The sequence below is a fragment of the Acinetobacter sp. WCHAc010034 genome, assembly GCF_001696615.3.
GTDB lineage: Bacteria > Pseudomonadota > Gammaproteobacteria > Pseudomonadales > Moraxellaceae > Acinetobacter.
In genome coordinates, this window is the sequence record NZ_CP032279.1 from 2,182,315 (window position 1) to 2,204,504 (window position 22,190).

Annotated in this window: 17 protein-coding genes and 5 tRNA genes; 21 read left to right on the plus strand and 1 reads right to left on the minus strand. The window is 52.6% G+C overall.

The annotated features are described in order from the left end of the window. Nucleotides 1-6 precede the first annotated feature (6 nt). Nucleotides 7-225, minus strand: a complete 219-nt coding sequence (locus BEN74_RS19460) for a hypothetical protein (protein ID WP_162898110.1) — start codon at nucleotides 223-225, stop codon at nucleotides 7-9. Between BEN74_RS19460 and gspN the strand changes: the two genes are divergently transcribed. The 21 genes from gspN (at nucleotide 158) to BEN74_RS12145 (ending at nucleotide 22,059) form a co-directional block, all read left to right on the plus strand. After that, the gene (gene gspN / locus BEN74_RS12045) at nucleotides 158-901 is read left to right on the plus strand and encodes a type II secretion system protein N (RefSeq protein ID WP_068911122.1); all 744 of its coding nucleotides are present in this window, start codon (nucleotides 158-160) and stop codon (nucleotides 899-901) included. The genes BEN74_RS19460 and gspN overlap by 68 nt on opposite strands. Next, complete coding sequence (locus BEN74_RS12050) at nucleotides 901-1,737, plus strand: type II secretion system protein N (protein WP_068911123.1); 837 nt, start codon at nucleotides 901-903, stop codon at nucleotides 1,735-1,737. The genes gspN and BEN74_RS12050 overlap by 1 nt, the downstream gene beginning before the upstream one ends. 39 nt (nucleotides 1,738-1,776) lie before the next feature. Next, a complete protein-coding gene (gspD, locus tag BEN74_RS12055; protein ID WP_068911124.1) occupies nucleotides 1,777-4,011 on the plus strand; it encodes a type II secretion system secretin GspD in 2,235 nt (744 codons plus the stop codon). 89 nt (nucleotides 4,012-4,100) lie between these two features. Then, nucleotides 4,101-4,721 carry an FHA domain-containing protein gene (locus BEN74_RS12060; RefSeq protein ID WP_068911128.1) on the plus strand — a complete coding sequence of 207 codons (621 nt, stop codon included), beginning with the start codon at nucleotides 4,101-4,103 and terminating at the stop codon, nucleotides 4,719-4,721. Between the two features lie 82 nt (nucleotides 4,722-4,803). Further along, entirely contained in the window at nucleotides 4,804-5,475 is a 672-nt protein-coding gene (locus BEN74_RS12065) for a phosphoglycolate phosphatase (protein WP_068911125.1), read from the plus strand. Between the two features lie 109 nt (nucleotides 5,476-5,584). Beyond that, nucleotides 5,585-7,078, plus strand: a complete 1,494-nt coding sequence (trpE, locus tag BEN74_RS12070) for an anthranilate synthase component I (protein WP_068911126.1) — start codon at nucleotides 5,585-5,587, stop codon at nucleotides 7,076-7,078. Nucleotides 7,079-7,176: 98 nt separating this feature from the next. Further along, nucleotides 7,177-7,252: transfer RNA gene (locus BEN74_RS12075), tRNA-Thr, on the plus strand. A 55-nt stretch (nucleotides 7,253-7,307) separates the two neighbouring features. Beyond that, nucleotides 7,308-7,391: transfer RNA gene (locus tag BEN74_RS12080), tRNA-Tyr, on the plus strand. 36 nt (nucleotides 7,392-7,427) lie between these two features. Then, nucleotides 7,428-7,503, plus strand: a tRNA-Gly gene (locus BEN74_RS12085). Nucleotides 7,504-7,518: 15 nt separating this feature from the next. Continuing rightward, a tRNA-Thr gene (locus BEN74_RS12090) sits at nucleotides 7,519-7,593 on the plus strand. 148 nt (nucleotides 7,594-7,741) lie between these two features. Then, the gene (gene tuf / locus BEN74_RS12095) at nucleotides 7,742-8,932 is read left to right on the plus strand and encodes an elongation factor Tu (RefSeq protein WP_119285047.1); all 1,191 of its coding nucleotides are present in this window, start codon (nucleotides 7,742-7,744) and stop codon (nucleotides 8,930-8,932) included. Between the two features lie 51 nt (nucleotides 8,933-8,983). After that, nucleotides 8,984-9,059, plus strand: a tRNA-Trp gene (locus BEN74_RS12100). A gap of 75 nt (nucleotides 9,060-9,134) precedes the next feature. Next, nucleotides 9,135-9,575, plus strand: coding sequence for a preprotein translocase subunit SecE (secE, locus tag BEN74_RS12105; RefSeq protein WP_068909890.1), 441 nt, complete (start codon nucleotides 9,135-9,137; stop codon nucleotides 9,573-9,575). A 7-nt stretch (nucleotides 9,576-9,582) separates the two neighbouring features. Then, entirely contained in the window at nucleotides 9,583-10,116 is a 534-nt protein-coding gene (nusG, locus tag BEN74_RS12110) for a transcription termination/antitermination protein NusG (RefSeq protein ID WP_068909888.1), read from the plus strand. A 115-nt stretch (nucleotides 10,117-10,231) separates the two neighbouring features. Then, entirely contained in the window at nucleotides 10,232-10,660 is a 429-nt protein-coding gene (rplK, locus tag BEN74_RS12115; protein ID WP_068909887.1) for a 50S ribosomal protein L11, read from the plus strand. Between the two features lie 3 nt (nucleotides 10,661-10,663). Next, complete coding sequence (rplA, locus tag BEN74_RS12120) at nucleotides 10,664-11,359, plus strand: 50S ribosomal protein L1 (RefSeq protein WP_068909886.1); 696 nt, start codon at nucleotides 10,664-10,666, stop codon at nucleotides 11,357-11,359. 307 nt (nucleotides 11,360-11,666) lie between these two features. After that, nucleotides 11,667-12,173 (plus strand): 50S ribosomal protein L10, encoded by a 507-nt coding sequence (gene rplJ, locus BEN74_RS12125; RefSeq protein WP_068909962.1) that lies wholly within the window; start codon nucleotides 11,667-11,669, stop codon nucleotides 12,171-12,173. A 48-nt stretch (nucleotides 12,174-12,221) separates the two neighbouring features. Next, complete coding sequence (rplL, locus tag BEN74_RS12130) at nucleotides 12,222-12,587, plus strand: 50S ribosomal protein L7/L12 (protein ID WP_068909883.1); 366 nt, start codon at nucleotides 12,222-12,224, stop codon at nucleotides 12,585-12,587. A gap of 302 nt (nucleotides 12,588-12,889) precedes the next feature. Continuing rightward, nucleotides 12,890-16,978, plus strand: coding sequence for a DNA-directed RNA polymerase subunit beta (rpoB, locus tag BEN74_RS12135; protein ID WP_068909880.1), 4,089 nt, complete (start codon nucleotides 12,890-12,892; stop codon nucleotides 16,976-16,978). A gap of 172 nt (nucleotides 16,979-17,150) precedes the next feature. After that, complete coding sequence (rpoC, locus tag BEN74_RS12140; RefSeq protein ID WP_068909878.1) at nucleotides 17,151-21,353, plus strand: DNA-directed RNA polymerase subunit beta'; 4,203 nt, start codon at nucleotides 17,151-17,153, stop codon at nucleotides 21,351-21,353. 166 nt (nucleotides 21,354-21,519) lie between these two features. Continuing rightward, the gene (locus tag BEN74_RS12145) at nucleotides 21,520-22,059 is read left to right on the plus strand and encodes a hypothetical protein (RefSeq protein WP_068909875.1); all 540 of its coding nucleotides are present in this window, start codon (nucleotides 21,520-21,522) and stop codon (nucleotides 22,057-22,059) included. The last annotated feature ends 131 nt before the right edge of the window (nucleotides 22,060-22,190 follow it).

Genomic DNA, 22,190 nt, shown 5'->3' on the forward strand with positions numbered 1-22,190 from the left:
AGGCTGTCACGAAGGCAGGCTAAGATGGAAAAACCAAGCGGCAGCGCTTGGTTTTTTTATATCTTTGAATTGGCGGCGCAGAAAAAGTGTGCATAATGTGTTTATAAAAGAAAACAGCATCTCAGGGACAAATAATTGAAATACTGGTTGGGGCGGGATGAGCAATAAGCCAAAAAAAATCAGATGGTTGATCTTTGCTGTCATCACATTTTTTATTTTCGTCATGCTGCAGGTTCCGGCAGCCTGGCTGATTGCCAAATTTTATAAAAATAATCAGGCGCTGCACAACGTCAGCGGCAATATCTGGCGCGGCCAGGCCGACTGGAATAAAGGCCAGCTGCGCGGCTCGCTCAGCTGGAAAATCCGCCCGCTGGACCTGCTGCTGCTGCGCTTAGGCGCGGATCTGGAAATCCACAGCGGCAATACCCAGCTGGCAGGCGCGCTGGGCTACGGCTTTGGCAAAACCGTCATCGTCAAGTCGCTGAATGGCCAGGTGGCGCCGGAAACCTTAAAAGCGCTGGCAGACTGGCAATGGCCCAGCAATGCCATTCAGCTGAAGGACGTTTCATTCAAATACGCAAAGGCGCAAGGCTTCAGCCAGGCGGACGGGCAGCTGCAGTGGGCCGGCGGAGAGCTGCTGTACAGCTTTGCGCAGCGCCAGGAACGCATGAATGTGCCTTCATTGATGGGCCGGCTGCGCGGCGACAGCGGCAAGCTGCAGTTTGATGTGCGCGATGCGCGCGAGCAGAAAATGCTGAATCTGCAGCTGGATGCGGAATTGATGATGGATGTTCAATTAACCCAGCGCCTGCTGCTGAATATTCCGACCTATGACGGCAAAGCCGGCCTGGATACTTATGTCATCAGTTCACGTCAGCCTCTGCTGAAAGGCGGCTTTTAATGAACGGCTGGATGGAAAAACTCAAGCAGTACAACTGGAAAAATACAGACCGGCTGGCGCCGGCGGCGCTGGCTGTGCTGATCATCTGCCTGTGCTGGCAAATGGCCGCCCTGCTGTGGCTGCTGCTGGCGCCGCCTCAGGCCATGCAGCCGCAGCGGGCGGAATTAGGCTCGCAGCAGGCGCAGGTGCCGAATATCAGCTCATTTTCGCTGTTTCAGGAAGCCGGGCGCGCATCCGGCGCGGACGCGCAGCTGAATATGGCGCTGCAGGGGGTGATGGTCGGCTATCCAAGCCAGTATTCTTCGGCGGTGATTAAAGTCAATGAAACCGCGGAGCGCTACCGGGTCGGCGATGTGATTGAGGGTTCTTCCTATGCCTTGTCCGAGGTGCATTGGGACCGGGCGGTTTTGCGCAGCGCAAGCGGCGCCGTGCGTGAACTGGCGTTTAAAGGCATTGAAAATGGACTGAATCAGCCGATTTCGCCAAGCAGCCCAAGTGCCCAGCCGGGCAGCAGTATGCAGCAAGCCAGCCCGGAGCAGAACGCCATCGGGCAGGCGGTGCAGCGTATTCAGGAAAACCGCGAGCAGTACCTGCAGGAAATGGGCGTGAGCTCATCAGCCGGCGGCGGCTTTGAAGTCACCGCGCGCACGCCGGCCGGACTGCGCAATAAATTAGGCCTGCAGCCGGGCGACCGCATTATGTCGCTGAACGGGCAGGCTGTGGGTCAGGGCCAGTCAGAGGCGCAATTATTAGAACAGGCTCGCCGTGAGGGTCAGGTGAAGCTGGAAATAAAACGCGGTGATCAAGTGATGACCGTACAGCAGGATTTTAAGTGATGTGTCATCACTTCAGCAGGTTAGGAAGCAGAACAGTTCATGGCTTTATTCAATAATAATCGACCGGCATTAGCCGCATGCGCCTTAGCGCCGCTGGTGGCGATGGCCAGCACCGCAAGCTATGCGCAGACCTGGAAAATCAATCTGCGCGATGCCGATCTCGCCGCATTCATCAATGAAGTGGCCGATATTACCGGCAAAAATTTTGCGGTCGATCCGCGCGTCCGCGGCAATGTCACGGTCATCTCCAATAAGCCGCTGAATAAAAATGAAGTCTATGATCTGTTTCTGGGCGTGCTGAATGTCAATGGCGTGGTCGCGATTCCGTCCGGCAATACCGTGAAGCTGGTGCCGGACAGCAATGTGAAAAGTTCCGGCATTCCCTATGATGCGCGGCGCAGCGCCAGCGGCGACCAGATTGTCACCCGGGTCATCTGGCTGGAAAACACCAACGCCAATGACCTGATTCCGGCGCTGCGCCCGCTGATGCCGCAGTTTGCGCATTTGTCGGCGGTCGGCGGCACCAATGCCTTAATTGTGTCTGACCGCGCCAGCAATATTTATCAGCTGGAAACCATTATCCGCAATCTGGACGGCACCGGCCAGAACGACATTGAAGCGGTGACGCTGCAGTCCAGCCAGGCGGAAGAAATGATCGGCCTGCTGGATTCAATGACTTCGACCGGGGCCGCCAAAGACGCCAAAGGCTCGCGCGTCCGGATTATTGCGGACAGCCGCACCAACCGCATCATCATTAAGGGTGATACGCAAACCCGCAAGCGCATCCGCCAGACCATTGAAATGCTGGATGTGCCGCCGGCGGACCGCTTGGGCGGGCTGAAAGTCTTCCGCCTGAAATACGCCAGCTCGAAAAACCTGGCGGAAATCCTGCAGGGCCTGGTGACTGGGCAGGCGGTTTCTTCATCTTCTTCCAGTTCAGGCTCGGGCAGTTCTGCATACGGCTCAGGCAGCGCCGGCAGCATGCTGAACAGCTCAGGCTCCAGCGCTTCGCAGAACGGCGCATCTTCAGGCATAAACCTGAATTCAGGCTCCGGCAGCGCCAGCCAAAACGCCATCAGCAGCTTCAGCGCCAATGGCGTCAGCATTATTGCGGATACCACCCAGAATGCGCTGCTGGTGAAAGCCGACCCGCAGCTGATGCGCGAGATCGAATCCGCCATCCAGCAGCTGGATACGCGCCGCGAACAGGTGCTGATTGAAGCTGCGATTATTGAAGTTGAAGGCAGCGATGTCGATCAGCTGGGCGTGCAGTGGGCGCTGGGTGACTTGAACAGCGGCATTGGCCTGATCAATTTTGACAAGGTCGGCTCCAGCCTGAAGAGTATTGCGGCTGGCTATGCCACCGGCGGCGCGGCCGGCGCAGGCAGTGTGATCGGCGCAGGCACATCGCTGATTCTGGGCGACTACAAGGAAGGCGCCAACGGTTCGCGCAGGCTGTATGGCGCAATGATTCAGGCGCTGAAGGAAAATACCAAATCCAACCTGCTGTCTACGCCGTCGATCCTGACCATGGATAATGAAGAGGCCTATATCGTGGTCGGCGAAAACGTGCCTTTTGTTACCGGTTCGGTGTCAACCACGGCATCGGGCCAGGCCAACCCCTACACCACCATTGAGCGCAAGGACGTCGGCGTGACGCTGAAAGTGGTGCCGCATATCGGCGAAGGCGGTTCGGTGCGCCTGGAGGTTGAGCAGGAAGTTTCCAATGTCACCGCCAGCAAAGGGCAGGCGCAGGATCTGGTCACCAGCAAGCGCGCGATTAAGACCTCCATTTTGGCGGAGCACGGCCAGATTATTGTTCTGGGCGGCTTGATTTCCGATGATACGTCCTATGTGCGCCAGGCTGTGCCGGGCCTGGGCGCAATTCCCGGCTTGGGGCGCCTTTTCCGCGCTGACGGCAAATCCAATAAAAAGCGCAACTTGCTGATCTTTATTCATCCGACCATTGTCGGCGACGCCAAAGACGTGCGCAAAATGTCGCAGCAGCGCTACAGTCAGCTGTACAGCCTGCAGCTGGCGCTGGATCAGGACGGCAATTTCGCCAAGCTGCCAGAAAACGTCGAAGATATGTATCAGCCGCGGGTGCCGGTGTCTAAAATTCCGTACAGCGCCGGCAAGGCCGCCTATCAGGCTGTGCCTTCCGGAGGCGCGGCTGTGCCCGCGGCAGCGACCCCTGTGGCGATTGAGCCTTCGCCGTTGAAGCGCCAGCCTGCGGCTGCGCCGAACGGCGCACGCCCGGCTCAGGCGCCTTGAAGCCGGCGCCCGGCGCTGGAACGCGCGGTTGAAGAATCCGCACGGCAGCATGTATGATGAAGGCAAAACCGGATAGAGAATTGAATTTCATGACGTGGAAAATACAGGCCGTCACAGGCGACTTAGCGGGGCAGGAAATCAGCATTGAGCGCGATATGCTGGTCGGGCGCCATCAGTCTGCGGATATTGTGCTGCAGCAGGCTGAGATTTCACGCAAGCATGCGGCTTTCCTGCTGAAAGAGCAGGCGCTGTGGGTGCAGGACTTGAACTCGTCCAATGGTACCTTTGTCAATGATGCGCGCCTGGAAAATGCCGAAGCCCTGCTGCAGGATGGCGACATTGTCCAGTTTGCTGGCCTGAAATTCGCTGTGCTGCAGCCGGCGGAAGCCGCAGCTGCGGAAGCGCAGCCGGAAGCGGCGTCCGCAGCCCAGAAAATGAATGATCAGGGCATGCCTGAATTGGCTGAGCGTGATGCAGGCATTCAGCTGTCGCGTGACGGCATGCCGCAGCATGTCGCTGTGCCGAAGCCGGCGCCGATTCCGGAAGGTACGGATTTGAGCGCTGCGCAGCCTGAACCGGCGCCGGCTGCGGAGCAGCCTGCAGCCCGTGCGGAGCAGGAAACTGAGCAGCGCAAGAATGCCTCTGTGGGCCTGATGACTGTAGTGGCGATTGTGATTTTGGCTATTCTGGCCTGGCTGTTTCTGAAATAAGCTGGATTTGTATTGCGTTCAGGGCATGCAATCGCATGCCCTGCGCGTTTTAGGCGGATGGAAATGAAAAAAAGAGGGTGCGATGTTTGATTTGAATTTAGCCGGACGGGCGCTGATTTTATTTGACCTGGACGGTACGCTGGTGGATTCAGCTGCGGATTTGCACCGCGCGATGAATATGAGCCTGAACGCGCTGCAGCTGCCGCCGGTTACTGAGCCGCAGGTGCGGGTCTGGATCGGCAAGGGCACAGCGGTTTTCTGCCACAGCGTTCTGGAACATCTCACCGGCAGCGTTGACGCAGCCCAGCACCGGCAGCTGCTGGACACATTCTTGGAAATCTACAATGCCGACCCCTGCGTGGAAACCCAGCTGTATGCCGGCATTCAGGCGTTTCTGGACTGGGGCCTGGCGCAGGGCAAGACCATGATCTGCGTGACCAACAAGCCGGAACAGCCGGCGCGCCGGATTATAGAGGCGCTGGGTGTGGGGCATTACTTTGCCGACGTGATTGGCGGCGACCGTTTTGAGCAGCGCAAGCCGCATCCGCGCCAGCTGCTGCACTGCGCGGAATACTATCAGGCGGAAAAAGCGCAGGTGCTGATGGTCGGCGACTCATCCAATGATGTGGAGGCTGCCCGCCGCGCCGGTATTGATTGTATTGCGGTCAGCTATGGCTATAATCATGGTGAAAATATCCGGGATTGCCAGCCGCAGCTTGTGGTGGATGATCTTCGGGAATTGCTTGCCCAATGAAGCGCGATGAAGGAACAAACATGAGCAGCAGAATGGTTTTTCGATGGCGACACTCAGTCCAGCACACCAGTATTACTGAATAACGCCAATACCGACAGAGAAAAACCGCATGACCACGCAAATTCAATTCGACAGCTTGAAAGCCCAAGGCTATAACCTGATTCCTGTTTACCGCCAGCGCCTGGCGGATACTGAAACCCCGCTTTCAGTTTTTGCCCGCTTAAAAGCGCACAAGCAGGCGTATTTATTTGAGTCGGTGGAGGGCGGTGAAAACTGGGCGCGCTACTCCATCATTGGCTTGGGCGAGTCTACGGTCTTCTCCTGCAACGCCGGCGAGCTGACCATCAAGCATGCCGATGGCGCTATAGAAAAGCAAAGTTGCGCAGATCCATTCCAATTCATCCGCGATTTTCAGTCGCAATATAAAGTGCCGACCCAAGCTGATTTGCCGGCTTTGCCGAGCTTTACCGGCGGCCTGGTTGGCTATTTCGGCTATGACGCCGTGCGCTACATTGAACCGCGCCTGAATAATGCGCCGGAAGCCGATCCGATCGGCCTGCCGGATATCTGGATGATGCTGTCGAAAACCGTCATCGTGTTTGACAACCTGAAAGATACCCTGTTCCTGATTGTGCATGCCGATGCCAATGATGCGGACGCCTGCAGCAAGGCGCAGGCGCAGCTGGATGAGCTGGAAAATATGCTGGCTGTTCCGGTGAGCCTGCAGGCGCGCAAGCATGCGGCGCCGCATTTTGAATCATTGACCGGCCATGACAAATTCATCGAGTCAATCGCCAAGGTTAAAGAATACATCCGCGCGGGCGATGTGATGCAGGTGGTGCCGGGCCACCGCATGGTGTCCGATTTTGACGGCGATCCGCTGCAGGTCTACCGCGCGCTGCGCCACCTCAATCCTTCACCCTACCTGTTTCTGGTGCAGGGTGAAACTTTGGACAACGGCAAGCCGTTCCATATTGTCGGCTCTTCGCCGGAAATCCTGTCGCGCCTGGAAAACGGCATTGCCACCGTGCGCCCGCTGGCCGGCACGCGCCCGCGCGGCAAAACCAAGGAAGAAGACCTGGCGCTGGAGCAGGACCTGCTGTCCGATGAAAAGGAAATCGCTGAGCATTTAATGCTGATAGATCTCGGGCGCAATGATGTCGGCCGCGTGTCGAAAATCGGCAAAGTGCAGGTGACCGATCAAATGGTGATCGAGCGCTATTCGCATGTCATGCATATTGTCTCCAATGTGCAGGCGGAAGTGCGCGATGGAGTCGATGCGCTGGATGTTTTTAAGGCGACATTCCCGGCAGGCACGCTTTCCGGCGCGCCGAAAATCCGCGCCATGGAAATTATTGACGAAGTTGAGCCGGTAAAGCGCGGAATTTTCGGCGGCGCGGTCGGCTATTTAGGCTGGCACGGCGAAATGGACATGTCGATTGCCATCCGCACCTGCGTGATCCGGGAAAACAAGGTCTATGTGCAGGCCGGGGCAGGGGTGGTTTATGACTCAAATCCTGAATCTGAATGGAATGAAACCCAAATAAAAGCCCGCGCAGTGATCAAAGCGGTTGAATTATCATCAAATGGATTGATTTTATGAGTTTTTGACGGTTTTTTTAAAAAAAACACTTGCACGGATTCAGAGTTTTGCTAAACTGCACACCGTTCCGATACGAAACGTACGAAACACTAAGAAACGCCGGCATAGCTCAGTTGGTAGAGCAACTGACTTGTAATCAGTAGGTCCACAGTTCGAATCCGTGTGCCGGCACCATCTTGGATGAATTGAAGCGTAAAGTAAAAGAACAGACACTGAAGTAAGTGTAAATGGTGAGGTTCCCGAGCGGTCAAAGGGGGCGGACTGTAACTCCGCTACGAAAGTTTCGAAGGTTCGAATCCTTCCCTCACCACCAATTCTAAGGCTTCAATGTGGTTTATGCCAACATTCTGCGGGAGTAGCTCAGTTGGTAGAGCGGCAGCCTTCCAAGCTGCATGTCGCGAGTTCGACCCTCGTCTCCCGCTCCATGAAGTTCTTATATTGCTCTTATAGCTCAGTGGTAGAGCACTCCCTTGGTAAGGGAGAGGTCTCGAGTTCAAATCTCGATAAGAGCTCCAGATACAGTTTAGCAGCATTGCTGCACAAGATTTCCAAAAGCAGGCTATTTAGTCTGCTTTTCAAGTATTGGGTGTCTAGTTTTTTAGGCGATATGTCGAGGCTGAGTCTTGCTCAGAATTGTGTTCGACGTAAACGAGGAAAATAAGCATGGCTAAGGCTAAGTTTGAACGTAATAAGCCACACGTTAACGTGGGCACAATCGGTCACGTTGACCATGGTAAAACGACTTTAACAGCTGCGATTGCAACTGTATGCGCGAAGAAATTCGGCGGTGAAGCGAAAGACTACGCTGCAATCGACTCTGCGCCTGAAGAAAAAGCGCGCGGTATTACAATCAATACTTCTCACGTAGAATACGATTCTCCTATTCGCCACTACGCTCACGTAGACTGCCCGGGCCACGCCGATTATGTTAAAAACATGATCACTGGCGCTGCTCAGATGGACGGCGCGATCCTTGTATGTGCTGCGACTGACGGTCCAATGCCGCAAACTCGTGAACACATCCTGCTATCCCGTCAGGTAGGCGTTCCATACATCGTTGTATTCTTGAACAAGTGCGACCTTGTAGACGACGAAGAACTGCTTGAACTGGTAGAAATGGAAGTTCGTGAACTTCTGTCTACTTATGACTTCCCGGGCGATGACACTCCAGTAATCCGCGGTTCAGCGCTTCTTGCGCTTAACGGTGACCAAGGTCAATACGGCGAGCCAGCTGTAGTTGCGCTGGTTGACGCGCTTGATTCTTATATTCCGGAGCCGGAGCGCGCTATCGACAAAGCATTCCTGATGCCAATCGAAGACGTATTCTCTATTTCTGGCCGCGGTACAGTAGTAACTGGCCGTGTTGAATCAGGTATCGTGAAAGTAGGCGAATCAGTTGAAATCGTTGGTATTCGTGATACTCAAGTAACTACAGTTACTGGCGTAGAAATGTTCCGTAAGCTTCTTGACGAAGGCCGTGCGGGCGAGAACTGCGGTGTTCTTCTTCGCGGTACTAAGCGTGAAGACGTTCAGCGCGGTCAAGTATTGGCTAAGCCGGGCGCAATCAAGCCGCACACTAAATTCGATGCGGAAGTATACGTGCTTTCTAAAGAAGAAGGCGGCCGTCACACTCCATTCCTTAACGGCTACCGCCCGCAGTTCTACTTCCGTACAACTGACGTAACTGGCGCGATCAAGCTGCAAGACGGCGTTGAAATGGTTATGCCTGGCGACAACGTTGAAATGTCAGTAGAGTTGATCCACCCGATCGCAATGGACGCTGGCTTGCGCTTCGCAATCCGTGAAGGCGGCCGTACAGTGGGCGCTGGTGTTGTTGCGAAAGTAACTGCATAATTATAAGATAAGTACTGCAGACCGGGAGTTTTGGCTCCCGGCCCGCTTTTCAGGCCAGTAGTTCAATTGGTAGAGCGTCGGTCTCCAAAACCGAATGTTGGGGGTTCGAGTCCCTCCTGGCCTGCCAATTTTTTCAAAAAGAAGCTTGATGCTGGCTAAACTGGTCATATAATAAGTCGCGAATCCTACGACGAGTACAAAAATGTCGAATGATAAATCGCGTGACGCATTGAGCGACGCGCCAATTCCTCAAAGAAATAATCCTGCTGAAATTGTTAATTCAAGTTCCCCTTTAGATGTTGTTCTATGGGTTATCGCCTTGATTTTATTGATCGGCGCGATGATGGCGAATCAGCATTTGCCAGCATACTGGGCGCCGGCAAATGATATTTGGGTGCGCGTTGGGGTGATTTTGGCTTGTATCATCGTGGCTTTAGGTTTATTATACGCCACCCATCAAGGCAAAGGCTTCATCCGCCTGCTGAAAGATGCGCGGATTGAGCTGCGTCGTGTGACTTGGCCCACCAAGCAGGAGACAGTGACCACATCTTGGCATGTCCTTGCGGTTGTCGTGATTGCATCCATAGTTTTATGGTGCTTCGACTATGTGTTGGGCTGGTTAATGAAGTTTATTATCGGGTAAGAGAGCTATGAAACGTTGGTACATTATTCATGCCTATTCAGGCTATGAAAAACAGGTGTTGCGCTCGCTTAATGATCGAATCCAGCGTAGCGCTGTAGCCGATAGCTTTGGTGAAGTCCTCGTCCCTACCGAAGAAGTAGTGGAAATGAAGGATGGCAAGAAACGCAAATCAGAACGGAAATTCTTTCCCGGCTATGTGTTAGTCGAAATGGAAATGAATGATGAAACTTGGCACATTGTTAAAGAATGTCCAAAAGTATTAGGCTTTATTGGCGGCACGGCGGAAAAGCCTGCGCCAATCACGCAGAAAGAAGCGGATGCGATTCTTGCGCGTGTGCGCAATACCGGCGAAGCGCCTCGTCCTAAGACGATGTTTGAGCCGGGCGAAGAGCTGCTGGTTATTGACGGTCCATTCACAGACTTTAAAGGTGTGGTGGAAGAGGTTCAGTACGAGAAATCACGCTTGACGCTGACGATTAATGTATTTAACCGGCCGACGCAGGTTGAACTGGAATTCCGCCAAGTCGAAAAATCAGTTTAAGCTGTATTGGCTGTAAAACGCCCGGTTTTCTATAAACCGGGCATTATTGTTGTAACGATACCGTTGCTTATAAATTGGGGAGCCTAGCGGCGTTTGCACCCAGAGGTAATTTGAAATGGCTAAGAAGATTGACAGCTATATCAAGCTGCAAGTTCCAGCTGGTAAAGCGAATCCATCTCCACCGATTGGTCCTGCACTGGGTCAGCGCGGTGTGAACATCATGGCATTCTGTAAAGAATTCAATGCTGCGACACAAAAAGTTGAAGCTGGCCTGCCAATTCCAGTCGTGATCACTGTGTACAACGACAAGTCGTTCACATTCATCATGAAAACTCCGCCTGCAGCTGTTCTTCTGAAGAAAGCTGCCGGCATCCAGAAAGGTTCTGCTGTGCCTAACAAAACTAAAGTTGGCAAGCTGACCCGCGCTCAGTTGGAAGAAATTGCGACTACTAAAGAACCGGATTTGACTGGTGCTGATTTAGACGCTCGTGTACGCACCATCGCTGGTTCTGCACGTTCTATGGGCTTGGAAGTGGAGCTATAAGACATGGCAAAGTTAACTAAACGTCAAAAAGCCATTGCTGCTGCTTTAGAAGCAAACAAAGTTTACACTTTGGAAGAAGCAGTGCAGGTTCTGAACAGCCTTCCAGCGCCTAAATTCAAAGAATCTTTGGATGTTGCTGTGAATCTGGGTGTAGATCCGCGTAAATCTGACCAGGTTGTCCGCGGCGCGACTACGCTTCCTGCAGGTACAGGTAAAACTGTGCGTGTAGCGGTATTCGCTCAAGGCGCAGCTGCAGAAGCGGCGAAAGAAGCTGGCGCAGACATCGTTGGTTTTGATGACCTTGCTGAAAGCATTCAGGCAGGCAACCTTGACTTTGACGTAGTGATTGCAGCTCCGGATGCAATGCGCGTTGTCGGTAAGCTGGGTACTGTTCTTGGTCCGCGCGGCTTAATGCCGAACCCGAAAGTGGGTACTGTAACTCCTGACGTAGCGACTGCAGTTAAAAATGCAAAAGCTGGTCAAGCGCGTTACCGTGTAGACAAAGCGGGTATCATCCACGCTGCGATCGGCCAAGTAGGCTTTACTGCTGAAGCGATCCGCTCAAACGTTGAAACTTTAGTTGCTGACTTGAAAAAATTAAAGCCGGCTACTTCTAAAGGCGTTTACATTCAAAAGATCACTCTGAGCTCAACTATGGGCCCGGGTCTGGTTGTTGAAGTAGCGAACGTTTCTAAATAAGCTGCGGCTTATTGAAAGAATTTTAAAGCCCTGAGTAATATTTGAAGCGCTGCTTCAAATATTATGCAAGAGAAGCCGGTTTCGGACTGCTTGCAAGCTTAGGCAAACTTTGAATTGATAAATGTAAATTTGTCAGCGTCAAAGACCTCGGGCGAGGGGAGTTTTACGCTTCCTTCTTAATCCTCCAGCCTGAGCAGACGCGGTGGTGTGATTTGTTCATCCTCCGCGTGCAGGTTCAGCGATGGGCCTGCGAATTGGGAGTGTGCTCTTTGCTGGAGTGCATAAATCACCGTTAGGAGGTTTTACAATGGCTCTTCTTATCGAAGACAAAAAACAGATCGTTGCTGAAGTAGCTGAAGTTGCTTCTACAGCGTTTGCTGCTGTTGTTGCTGACTACCAAGGTTTAACTGTTGAGCAGCTGACTGCTCTTCGTGTTGAAGCCCGCAAGCTGGGTGTTGCTACACGCGTTGTACGTAATACTTTGGCTAAGCGCGCTCTTCAAGATACGCAATTCACGATCTTGAATGACAACCTTGTTGGCCCAACAATCTTAGCTTTCTCGACTTCTGAAGACGACATGGGCGCAGCTGCGCGCTTGTTCGAAGAATTCGCTAAAACTAACAAAGCATTTGAGCTTAAAGCTGCTGCATTTGACGGCAAGCTTTATCAAGGTGCTGACGTTAGCGTTATCGCGAACCTGCCGAACCAAGAAAAAGCGCTTACTATGCTTGCCAATGTTCTTCAAGCTCCTATTTCGAAATTGGGCCGCTTGCTTACAGCGCTTCAAGAGAAAAACGAGTCAGAAGCTGCATAAGCTTAAATCATTTTACACACCATTCAATTTCCATTTGGAGTTATTCTCATGGCTTTAACAAACGAAGAAATCCTGAACGCAGTTGCTGAAAAAACTGTTCTTGAACTTGTTGAACTGATCTCTGCTTTCGAAGAGAAATTCAACGTTTCTGCTGCTGCTGTAGCTGTAGCTGCTGGTCCAGCTGCTGCTGCTGTTGAAGAGCAAACTGAATTCAACGTTGAGCTGACTTCTTTCGGCGCGAACAAAGTAGCTGTAATTAAAGCAGTTCGTGAAGTTACTGGCCTTGGCTTGAAAGAAGCTAAAGACCTGGTTGAAGGCGCTCCTTCACTTCTTAAAGAAGGCGTTTCTAAAGAAGAAGCTGAAGAACTTAAGAAGAAACTTGATGAAACTGGTGCTACAATTACTGTTAAGTAATTTCGCCAGGGGGCAAATATTAATTTGACCCCGAAAATTGGCTGATGGCTCTTGGGTCATCAGCCTTTTTGCGTTACACTAATCGGCTCGATTTTTGTTTGCATAATATAAAAATCGTACAGATTAGAAATAAAGATAAATACTAAACGCTTACCAATATTTTTCCGTTTAAAAAATATTGTTAAGCGTTTTAATACCACTATAAATTGCAGCATTTGTAAAAGTGGTGGCCATATCGGCCTGCGTAATTCCTTCTGAACCCGTTCTGCAGGCGGGTTCGGTTTACTTTCCGAGGACTCCAGATGGCATACTCATATACCGAAAAGAAACGGATCCGTAAGAATTTTGGTAAATTGCCCAAGGTAATGGACGTTCCGTACTTGCTCGCGATTCAAGTCGACTCGTACAGAACTTTCTTGCAAGACGGCAAAACTCCAAAAAACCGCGAAGATATCGGTCTCCAAGCCGCATTTCGTTCAGTTTTTCCTATAGAAAGTTATTCTGGCAATGCTGCTTTAGAATTTGTTGAGTATAGTCTTGGTAAGCCTGAGTTTGATGTCCGCGAGTGCATTCTCCGCGGCTCGACTTATGCAGCGCCAATGCGTGTAAAAATCCGTTTGATCTTGAAAGATCGCGAAACCAAATCAATTAAAGACGTCCGCGAGCAGGAAGTCTACATGGGCGAAATGCCGCTCATGACCGATAACGGTACTTTCGTTATCAACGGCACTGAGCGTGTAATTGTGTCTCAATTGCACCGTTCTCCGGGCGTGTTCTTTGACCACGACAAGGGCAAAACCCATTCCAGCGGCAAAGTGCTGTATTCCGCACGCATCATTCCTTACCGCGGTTCATGGCTGGACTTCGAATTTGACGCCAAAGACCTTGTTTACGTGCGTATTGACCGCCGCCGCAAGCTGCTGGCGACCGTTGTGCTGCGCGCACTGGGCTACAGCAACTCGCAGATTCTGGATTTGTTCTACGAAAAAGTGCCTGTATACCTGGATATGGGCAGCTATCAGATTGACCTGGTGCCGGAACGCCTGCGCGGCGAAATGGCGCAGTTCGATATTGCTGACAAAGACGGCAAAGTCATTGTGGAGCAGGGCAAGCGCATCAATGCGCGCCACGTGCGCCAAATGGAAGCAGCCGGCCTTGAAAAGCTTTCTGTGCCTGATGAATACCTGTATGAGCGCATTATCGCGGAAGACGTTGCTTTGCGCGACGGCGATGTGATTGCAGCAAACACCGTACTCAGCCATGAAATTATGGTGAAGCTGGCGGAAGGCGGCGTTAAGCAGTTCAACATCCTGTTCACCAATGACATTGACCGCGGTTCATTCATTGCCGACTCATTGCGCGCAGACACCACGGCAGGCCGTGAAGAAGCGCTGGTTGAAATCTACAAGGTAATGCGTCCGGGCGAGCCGCCAACTAAAGAAGCGGCTGAAAACCTGTTCAACAATCTGTTCTTCTCTTCAGAGCGCTATGACCTGTCGCCGGTTGGCCGCATGAAGTTCAACCGCCGCCTGGGCCGTCCTTATGAAGTAGGCACGGATCAGAAATCGCGTGAAGTTGAAGGCATTCTGTCGAACGAAGACATTACTGACGTTCTGAAAACATTGGTTGAAATCCGCAACGGTAAAGGTGAAGTCGACGATATCGACCACTTGGGCAACCGCCGCGTGCGTTCAGTCGGTGAGATGACTGAAAACCAGTTCCGTGTTGGTTTAGTTCGTGTAGAGCGCGCTGTTAAAGAGCGTTTAAGCCAGGCTGAAACAGACAATCTATCTCCGCAGGATTTGATCAATGCGAAGCCAGTGGCTGCTGCAATCAAGGAATTCTTCGGTTCAAGCCAGCTGTCCCAGTTCATGGACCAGAACAACCCGCTGTCTGAGATTACCCATAAGCGCCGCGTTTCAGCGCTTGGCCCGGGCGGCTTGACGCGTGAACGCGCAGGCTTTGAAGTGCGTGACGTACATCAGACTCACTACGGCCGCGTATGTCCAATTGAAACGCCTGAAGGTCCAAACATTGGCCTGATCAACTCGCTTTCTGTTTATGCGAAATGCAACAACTTCGGTTTCCTGGAAACGCCATACCGCAAAGTGGTTGATGGCCGCGTAACAGACGACGTTGAATACCTGTCTGCGATTGAAGAAGTAGGCACTGTGATTGCGCAGGCCGACTCCGGCGTAGATGCAGACGGCAACTTGACGGAAGAATTCGTATCTGTGCGCCATCAGGGCGACTTCGTGCGCATGCCTCCTGAAAAAGTTACGCATATGGACGTTTCTGCACAGCAGGTTGTGTCTGTCGCTGCCTCACTGATTCCATTCCTTGAACACGATGACGCCAACCGCGCATTGATGGGTTCAAACATGCAGCGTCAGGCTGTGCCTACATTGATTGCTGACAAGCCGCTTGTAGGTACAGGCATGGAAGCGAATGTAGCGCATGACTCCGGCGTGTGCGTGCTGGCGCAGCGCGGCGGCCGCATTGACTTTGTTGACGCTTCCCGCGTGGTTATCCGCGTCAATGAAGAAGAAATGGTGGCAGGCGAAGCAGGCGTAGATATCTACAACCTGATCAAATACACCCGTTCTAACCAGAACACCTGCATCAACCAGAAAGTTCTGGTGAAGCTGGGCGATAAAGTCGGGCGCGGCGATGTGCTGGCGGACGGCCCGTCGACGGATGGCGGCGAGCTGGCGCTGGGTCAAAACATGCGCGTTGCGTTCATGACCTGGAACGGCTACAACTATGAAGACTCGATCCTGCTTTCTGAGCGCGTTCTGCAGGAAGACCGCTTAACTTCGATCCATATTCAGGAACTGTCATGCGTCGCGCGCGACACCAAACTGGGTGCGGAAGAAATTACTGCGGATATCCCGAACGTAGGCGAAGCTGCGCTGTCCAAACTGGATGAGTCAGGCATTGTTTACATCGGCGCTGAAGTGACTGCGGGCGATATTCTGGTCGGCAAAGTAACGCCTAAAGGCGAAACCCAGCTGACTCCTGAAGAAAAACTGCTTCGCGCAATCTTCGGTGAAAAAGCGGCTGACGTGAAAGATTCATCTTTGCGCGTATCTTCAGGCGTGAAAGGCACCGTGATTGACGTTCAGGTGTTTACGCGTGACGGCCTTGAAAAAGACGACCGCGCGCAAGCGATTGAAAAAGCGCAGCTGGATGCTTACCGCAAAGACTTGAAAGAAGAATACAAAATCTTCGAAGAAGCTGCGCGCGAACGCATTATCCGCCTGCTGAAAGGCCAGGAGTCTAACGGCGGCGGCACCACTAAGCGCGGTGACAAAATCACTGAAGAGCTGCTGTCTGGCTTAGAGCTGGTTGACTTGCTGGAAATTCAGCCAAGCGATGAAGCTGTTGCTGAGCGCCTGACGCAAATTCAGGTCTTCCTGAAAGAGAAGAGCTTCGAGATTGACGAGAAGTTTGCTGAGAAGAAGCGCAAGCTTTCGACTGGCGACGAGCTGACCACTGGCGTGCTGAAAGTAGTTAAGGTTTACTTAGCTGTTAAGCGCCGCATTCAGCCGGGCGATAAAATGGCCGGCCGTCACGGTAACAAAGGTGTTGTATCCAACATCCTGCCGGTGGAAGACATGCCGCATGACGCCAACGGCGTGCCTGTAGATGTCGTGCTTAACCCGCTGGGCGTACCGTCGCGTATGAACGTGGGCCAGATTCTTGAAACCCACTTGGGCATGGCGGCTAAAGGCCTTGGCGATCAAATCGACAAGATGCTGAAGCAGCAGCGCACTGTGCTGGAACTGCGTGAATTCTTAGACAAGATTTACAACAAGGTCGGCGGCGAGCAGGAAGATCTGGACAGCTTGACGGATGATGAAATCCTGGCGCTTTCCGGCAACCTCCGCGCGGGCGTGCCATTGGCGACTCCGGTATTTGACGGCGCTGAAGAATCGCAGATCAAAGACCTGCTTGAGCTTGCGAACATCTCGCGCACGGGTCAAACCGTATTGTATGATGGCCGCACAGGCGAGCGTTTTGACCGTCCGGTAACTGTCGGCTACATGTACATGCTGAAGCTGAACCACTTGGTAGACGACAAAATGCATGCGCGTTCTACCGGTTCTTACTCGCTTGTTACCCAGCAGCCATTGGGCGGTAAAGCGCAGTTCGGCGGCCAGCGTTTCGGTGAGATGGAAGTCTGGGCGCTTGAAGCATACGGCGCAGCTTACACGCTTCAGGAAATGCTTACAGTTAAGTCGGATGACGTTGAAGGCCGTACCCGCATCTATAAGAACATTGTAGATGGCAACCATTATATGGATCCGGGCATGCCTGAATCGTTCAACGTATTGACCAAAGAGATCCGTTCTTTAGGTATCAACATTGAACTGAAAAATGGTGACTAAGTAACCATTAATCCCCCCAGCCCCCTTTGAGAAAGGGGGAGTTCCAGCGCTAAATAAGCTGGAGCTTCCCTCCTTTGCTGAAGGAGGGACTGAGGGAGGATTGTTCAGTTAAAAAACAATATTTGTGACCCAGCCGGGAAGCGAAAATCTTCTCGGCACACGGAGAAAAAAATTGAAAGACTTGCTCGATATCATGCGCAAAAAGACGGACTCAGACGGTCATGCTCCAGTAGAGTTTGACCGCATCCGTATTGGTCTTGCGTCACCAGAAATGATTAAGTCATGGTCTCACGGCGAAGTGAAAAAGCCTGAGACAATCAACTACCGCACGTTCAAGCCTGAACGCGACGGCTTATTCTGCGCCAAAATCTTTGGCCCGGTAAAAGATTACGAATGCTTGTGCGGTAAATACAAGCGCATGAAATACAAAGGCGTCATTTGTGAAAAATGCGGCGTCGAAGTAACCACGGCGAAAGTCCGCCGCGAGCGCATGGGCCACATTGAGCTGGCTTCTCCAGTTGCGCATATCTGGTTCTTAAAATCACTTCCGAGCCGTATCGGTCTATTATTAGACATGACATTGCGCGATATCGAACGCGTATTGTATTTCGAATCTTATGTGGTTACTGACCCGGGCATGACGCCGTTCGAAAAATACCAGCTTCTGAACGATGAAGAATACTTCAATGCCCTGGAAGAGCACGGCGATGAATTCACAGCGAAAATGGGCGCGGAAGCGGTTCAGGACCTGCTGAAAGACATCGACCTTGAAGCTGAAATTTCCCGCCTGCGCGAAGAAATTCCGGTAACGACGTCAGAAACCAAGCTGAAGAAAGCCTCTAAGCGCCTGAAGCTGATGGAAGCGTTTAAAGACTCGAACAACAAGCCTGAATGGATGGTGATGAATGTGCTGCCGGTGCTGCCGCCAGACCTTCGTCCGCTGGTGCCGCTTGAAGGCGGCCGTTTCGCGACGTCTGACCTGAACGACCTTTACCGCCGCGTAATCAACCGTAACAACCGCTTGAAGCGCCTGCTTGACCTGGCTGCGCCGGACATCATCGTGCGCAATGAAAAGCGCATGCTGCAAGAGTCTGTAGACGCATTGCTGGACAACGGCCGCCGCGGCCGCGCGATTACCGGTTCGAACAAGCGCCCATTGAAATCTTTGGCCGACATGATCAAAGGTAAGCAGGGCCGTTTCCGTCAGAACTTGCTCGGTAAGCGTGTTGACTATTCAGGCCGTTCGGTGATTACCGTTGGCCCGAACCTGCGCCTGCACCAGTGTGGCCTTCCGAAGAAAATGGCGCTTGAACTGTTCAAGCCGTTCATCTTCGCTAAGCTGCAGGCATCCGGCCAGGCAACCACCATTAAAGCTGCCAAGAAAATGGTTGAGCGCGAAACCCCGGAAGTTTGGGACGTTCTTGCTCACGTAATCCGCCAGCATCCAATCATGCTGAACCGTGCGCCTACGCTTCACCGTTTGGGCCTGCAGGCATTTGAACCGACCCTGATTGAAGGTAAGGCGATCCGTCTTCACCCGCTGGTCTGCGCCGCGTTCAACGCCGACTTCGACGGTGACCAAATGGCGGTGCACGTTCCATTGACGCTTGAAGCGCAATTGGAAGCCCGCGCGCTGATGATGTCGACTAACAACATTCTGTCGCCTGCCAACGGTGAACCGATCATCGTGCCGTCTCAGGACGTGGTCTTGGGCCTGTATTACATCACCCGTGATGCGATCAACGCCAAAGGCGAAGGCATGGTGTTTGCGGATACCCACGAAGTAAACCGCGCACTGGCGACTGGTCAGGTAGACCTGCATGCCCGCGTAAAAGCGCGTGTGCATCAGACTGTGATTGATGAAAACGGCAACCGTGAACAGCAGACCATTGTTGTAGACACGACGCCAGGCCGCTGCCTGCTGTGGGAAGTTGTTCCTGAAGGCATGGACTTCCAGCAAATCAACGTAGAGATGACTAAAAAGAACATCTCTAAGCTGATCAACTCCTGCTACCGTAAGCTGGGCCTGAAAGATACTGTTATCTTTGCTGACCAGCTGATGTACCTGGGCTTCCGCCAAGCGACGCGTTCAGGCGTATCGGTGGGCATGGAAGACATGCTGATTCCGCCGACTAAGCAGGTCATTATTGACAAAGCTGAAACTGAAGTCCGCGAAATCGAGCAGCAGTTTGAGCAGGGCTTTGTAACTGCCGGCGAACGCTACAACAAAGTAGTCGATATCTGGGCGCGCACCAACGACCAGGTTGCGAAAGCGATGATGGACAACCTGTCATTCACTACTGTGAAAAACAAGCAGGGTGAAGACGAGAAGCAGAAATCATTCAACTCGATCTACATGATGTCTGACTCCGGTGCCCGTGGTTCGGCAGCTCAGATCCGTCAGCTGGCGGGTATGCGTGGCCTGATGGCGAAACCGGATGGCTCGATCATTGAAACCCCGATTAAAGCCAACTTCCGTGAAGGCTTGACAGTACTTCAGTACTTCATTTCAACACACGGCGCGCGTAAAGGTTTGGCCGATACCGCATTGAAAACAGCGAACTCCGGTTACCTGACCCGCCGTCTGGTAGACGTTGCGCAGGACTTGGTCATTACTGAGCCTGACTGCGGCACTTTAGGCGGTCTGGTAATGACCCCGTTCATTCAGGGCGGCGACGTTATCGAGAACTTAGGTACGCGAGTACTGGGCCGTGTTGTTGCTGAAGATGTCAAGAAAGCCGGTTCTGATGAAATTCTGCTGCCGCGCAATACCCTGATTGACGAAAAAATCGCTGCCTTCCTTGAAGAAGCGGGCGTCGATGAAGTTAAAGTGCGTTCAGTGGTTTCCTGTGAATCTACCTTCGGCGTGTGCGCGAAATGCTACGGCCGTGACCTTGCGCGCGGCCATCTGGTGAACCCGGGTGAATCTGTCGGCGTTATGGCCGCTCAGTCCATCGGTGAGCCGGGCACGCAGCTGACCATGCGTACATTCCACGTGGGCGGCGCAGCCAGCCGAACTTCTGCAGCCAACAGCGTGCAGGTCCGCAACAAAGGTACCGTGCGTTTCCACAACGTGAAAACCGTACAGCATGCCAAAGGCCATCTGGTATCGACTTCGCGTTCTGGTGAAATCGGCATCGCGGATGACTTAGGCCGTGAACGCGAACGCTATAAGCTGCCTTACGGCGCGTCTATCCTGCTGAAGGATGGCCAGTCTGTAGAAGCCGGCGGCATTGTGGCGACTTGGGATCCGCATACGCATCCATTGGTGACGGAAGTTGCCGGTAAAGTGCGCTTCAGCCAAATCGCTGACGGCGTAACCGTAACATCGAAAACTGATGATGCGACTGGCATGACCACCATCGAAATCCTGCCAGTGACTTCGCGTCCTGCGTCAGGCAAAGATTTGCGTCCGGCGGTGGTATTGGATACGGTTGATGGCGGTGAGCAGTTCTACTTCCTGCCGCAGAACACCATTCTTTCTGTCCGTGACGGCGAAACAATCGGTGTCGGTGATGTTATCGGCCGTGTACCTCAAGAGACTTCACGTACGCGTGACATTACCGGTGGTCTGCCGCGCGTAGCCGACCTGTTTGAAGCGCGCAAGCCGAAAGAGCATGCAATTCTTGCTGAGATTTCAGGTGTAGTCAGCTTCGGTAAAGAAACCAAAGGCAAGAACCGCCTGGTGATTACGCCGGATGACGGTTCTGAGATCTACGAAGAGCTGATTCCGAAATGGCGTACCATTAACGTGTTCGAAGGCGAGCATGTGAACCGCGGTGAAACCATTTCTGACGGCCCGCAGAACCCGCACGACATCCTGCGCCTGAAAGGCGAAGTGGCGCTGACCAACTACATCGTGAACGAAGTTCAGGACGTATACCGTCTGCAAGGCGTGAAAATCAACGACAAGCATATTGAAGTCATCGTGCGTCAAATGCTGCGTAAAGTTGACATCACTGACGGCGGCGATACCAGCTTCATCAAAGGCGAACAGGTGGATTACATCCGCATGGTTCAGGAAAACCAGGCTGTGCTTGCGCAGAACAAGTTCCCTGCCAAGTATGAGCGCCAATTGATGGGTATCACCAAAGCGTCGCTTTCTACCGACTCGTTCATCTCTGCTGCATCGTTCCAGGAAACAACCCGCGTGTTGACTGAAGCGGCTGTAACAGGCAAAGAAGATGACCTGCGCGGCCTGAAAGAAAACGTGGTTGTGGGCCGCCTAATCCCTGCGGGTACAGGCTTGGCTTACCATCTGGAGCGCCGCCGCCAGGAAGCGGAAGCTGCCGAGCTTGAGCTTCACAATGACTTCTCTGATGTGGATCAGGCTTTAAGCCAGGCATTCAGTCAGGAATTCAACAACGGCTTATAAGTTCTGAGCTGAATTGAGAAAGGCGCCTCCGGGCGCCTTTTTTATGCGGAAACCGTCTGGAAAACAGTGAAAATTACCGCTTTATTTTGCTGAAAAAATCGCCTATATTGGAAAGATAATAATTGAATTTATTCACTTTCTTTTAAACAAAATAATAGGGCATAAAATGAAATCTATCCGTACATTATTGGCAGTTTCAGCTTTATCCGCGGCCGCCGGCGCATTTGCGGCGCCAATGCCGAACAGCATTGTGCTGGAAGGCAAGGCGGTGGTGCCGGTGCTGAAAACCGAGGTGATCCGCAAAGTTCAAGGGCAGGCGCCTGTGCGCAGCGTTGAAGCCACTGTTTTTGAAGTGTCGAATCAGGGCAAGGACATTGTGGCGCGGGAAATCCAGCTGCAGGACAATCAAGGCCAGTTTTCAGACAAGCAGCTGTCCATTCCGGTGCTGAAGCAGGGCAGCGTGATTGTGCCGACCTCTAAAATTGAACTGAATAAAACGCTGAAGCAGGACGGGCAGATTATCTCCCAAACCAGAAAGCTGGATGCGGAAGGCATGGAGTTTAAAAAAGGCCAGGAGCCGGTCAAGCGCACGCTGCAGCTGGATCAAGCCCAAGCGCCTGAAAGCGGCGTTAAGCTGTCGCATGCGGTGCTGACTGAAAACGGCGCGGTGAGCAAAGATATTGTGGTGCTCAGCGAAGAGGAATAAGCCGCCTGCTGTGGATGAGCAAAAGCCCTGACCGATTCAGGGCTTTTTTACAAATTACTGCAAAATTTGCCTGAGGCGTAACATTCGCTCAGATTTAGTTTCATAATATGGCGCTAAGCTGTAGCTTATCG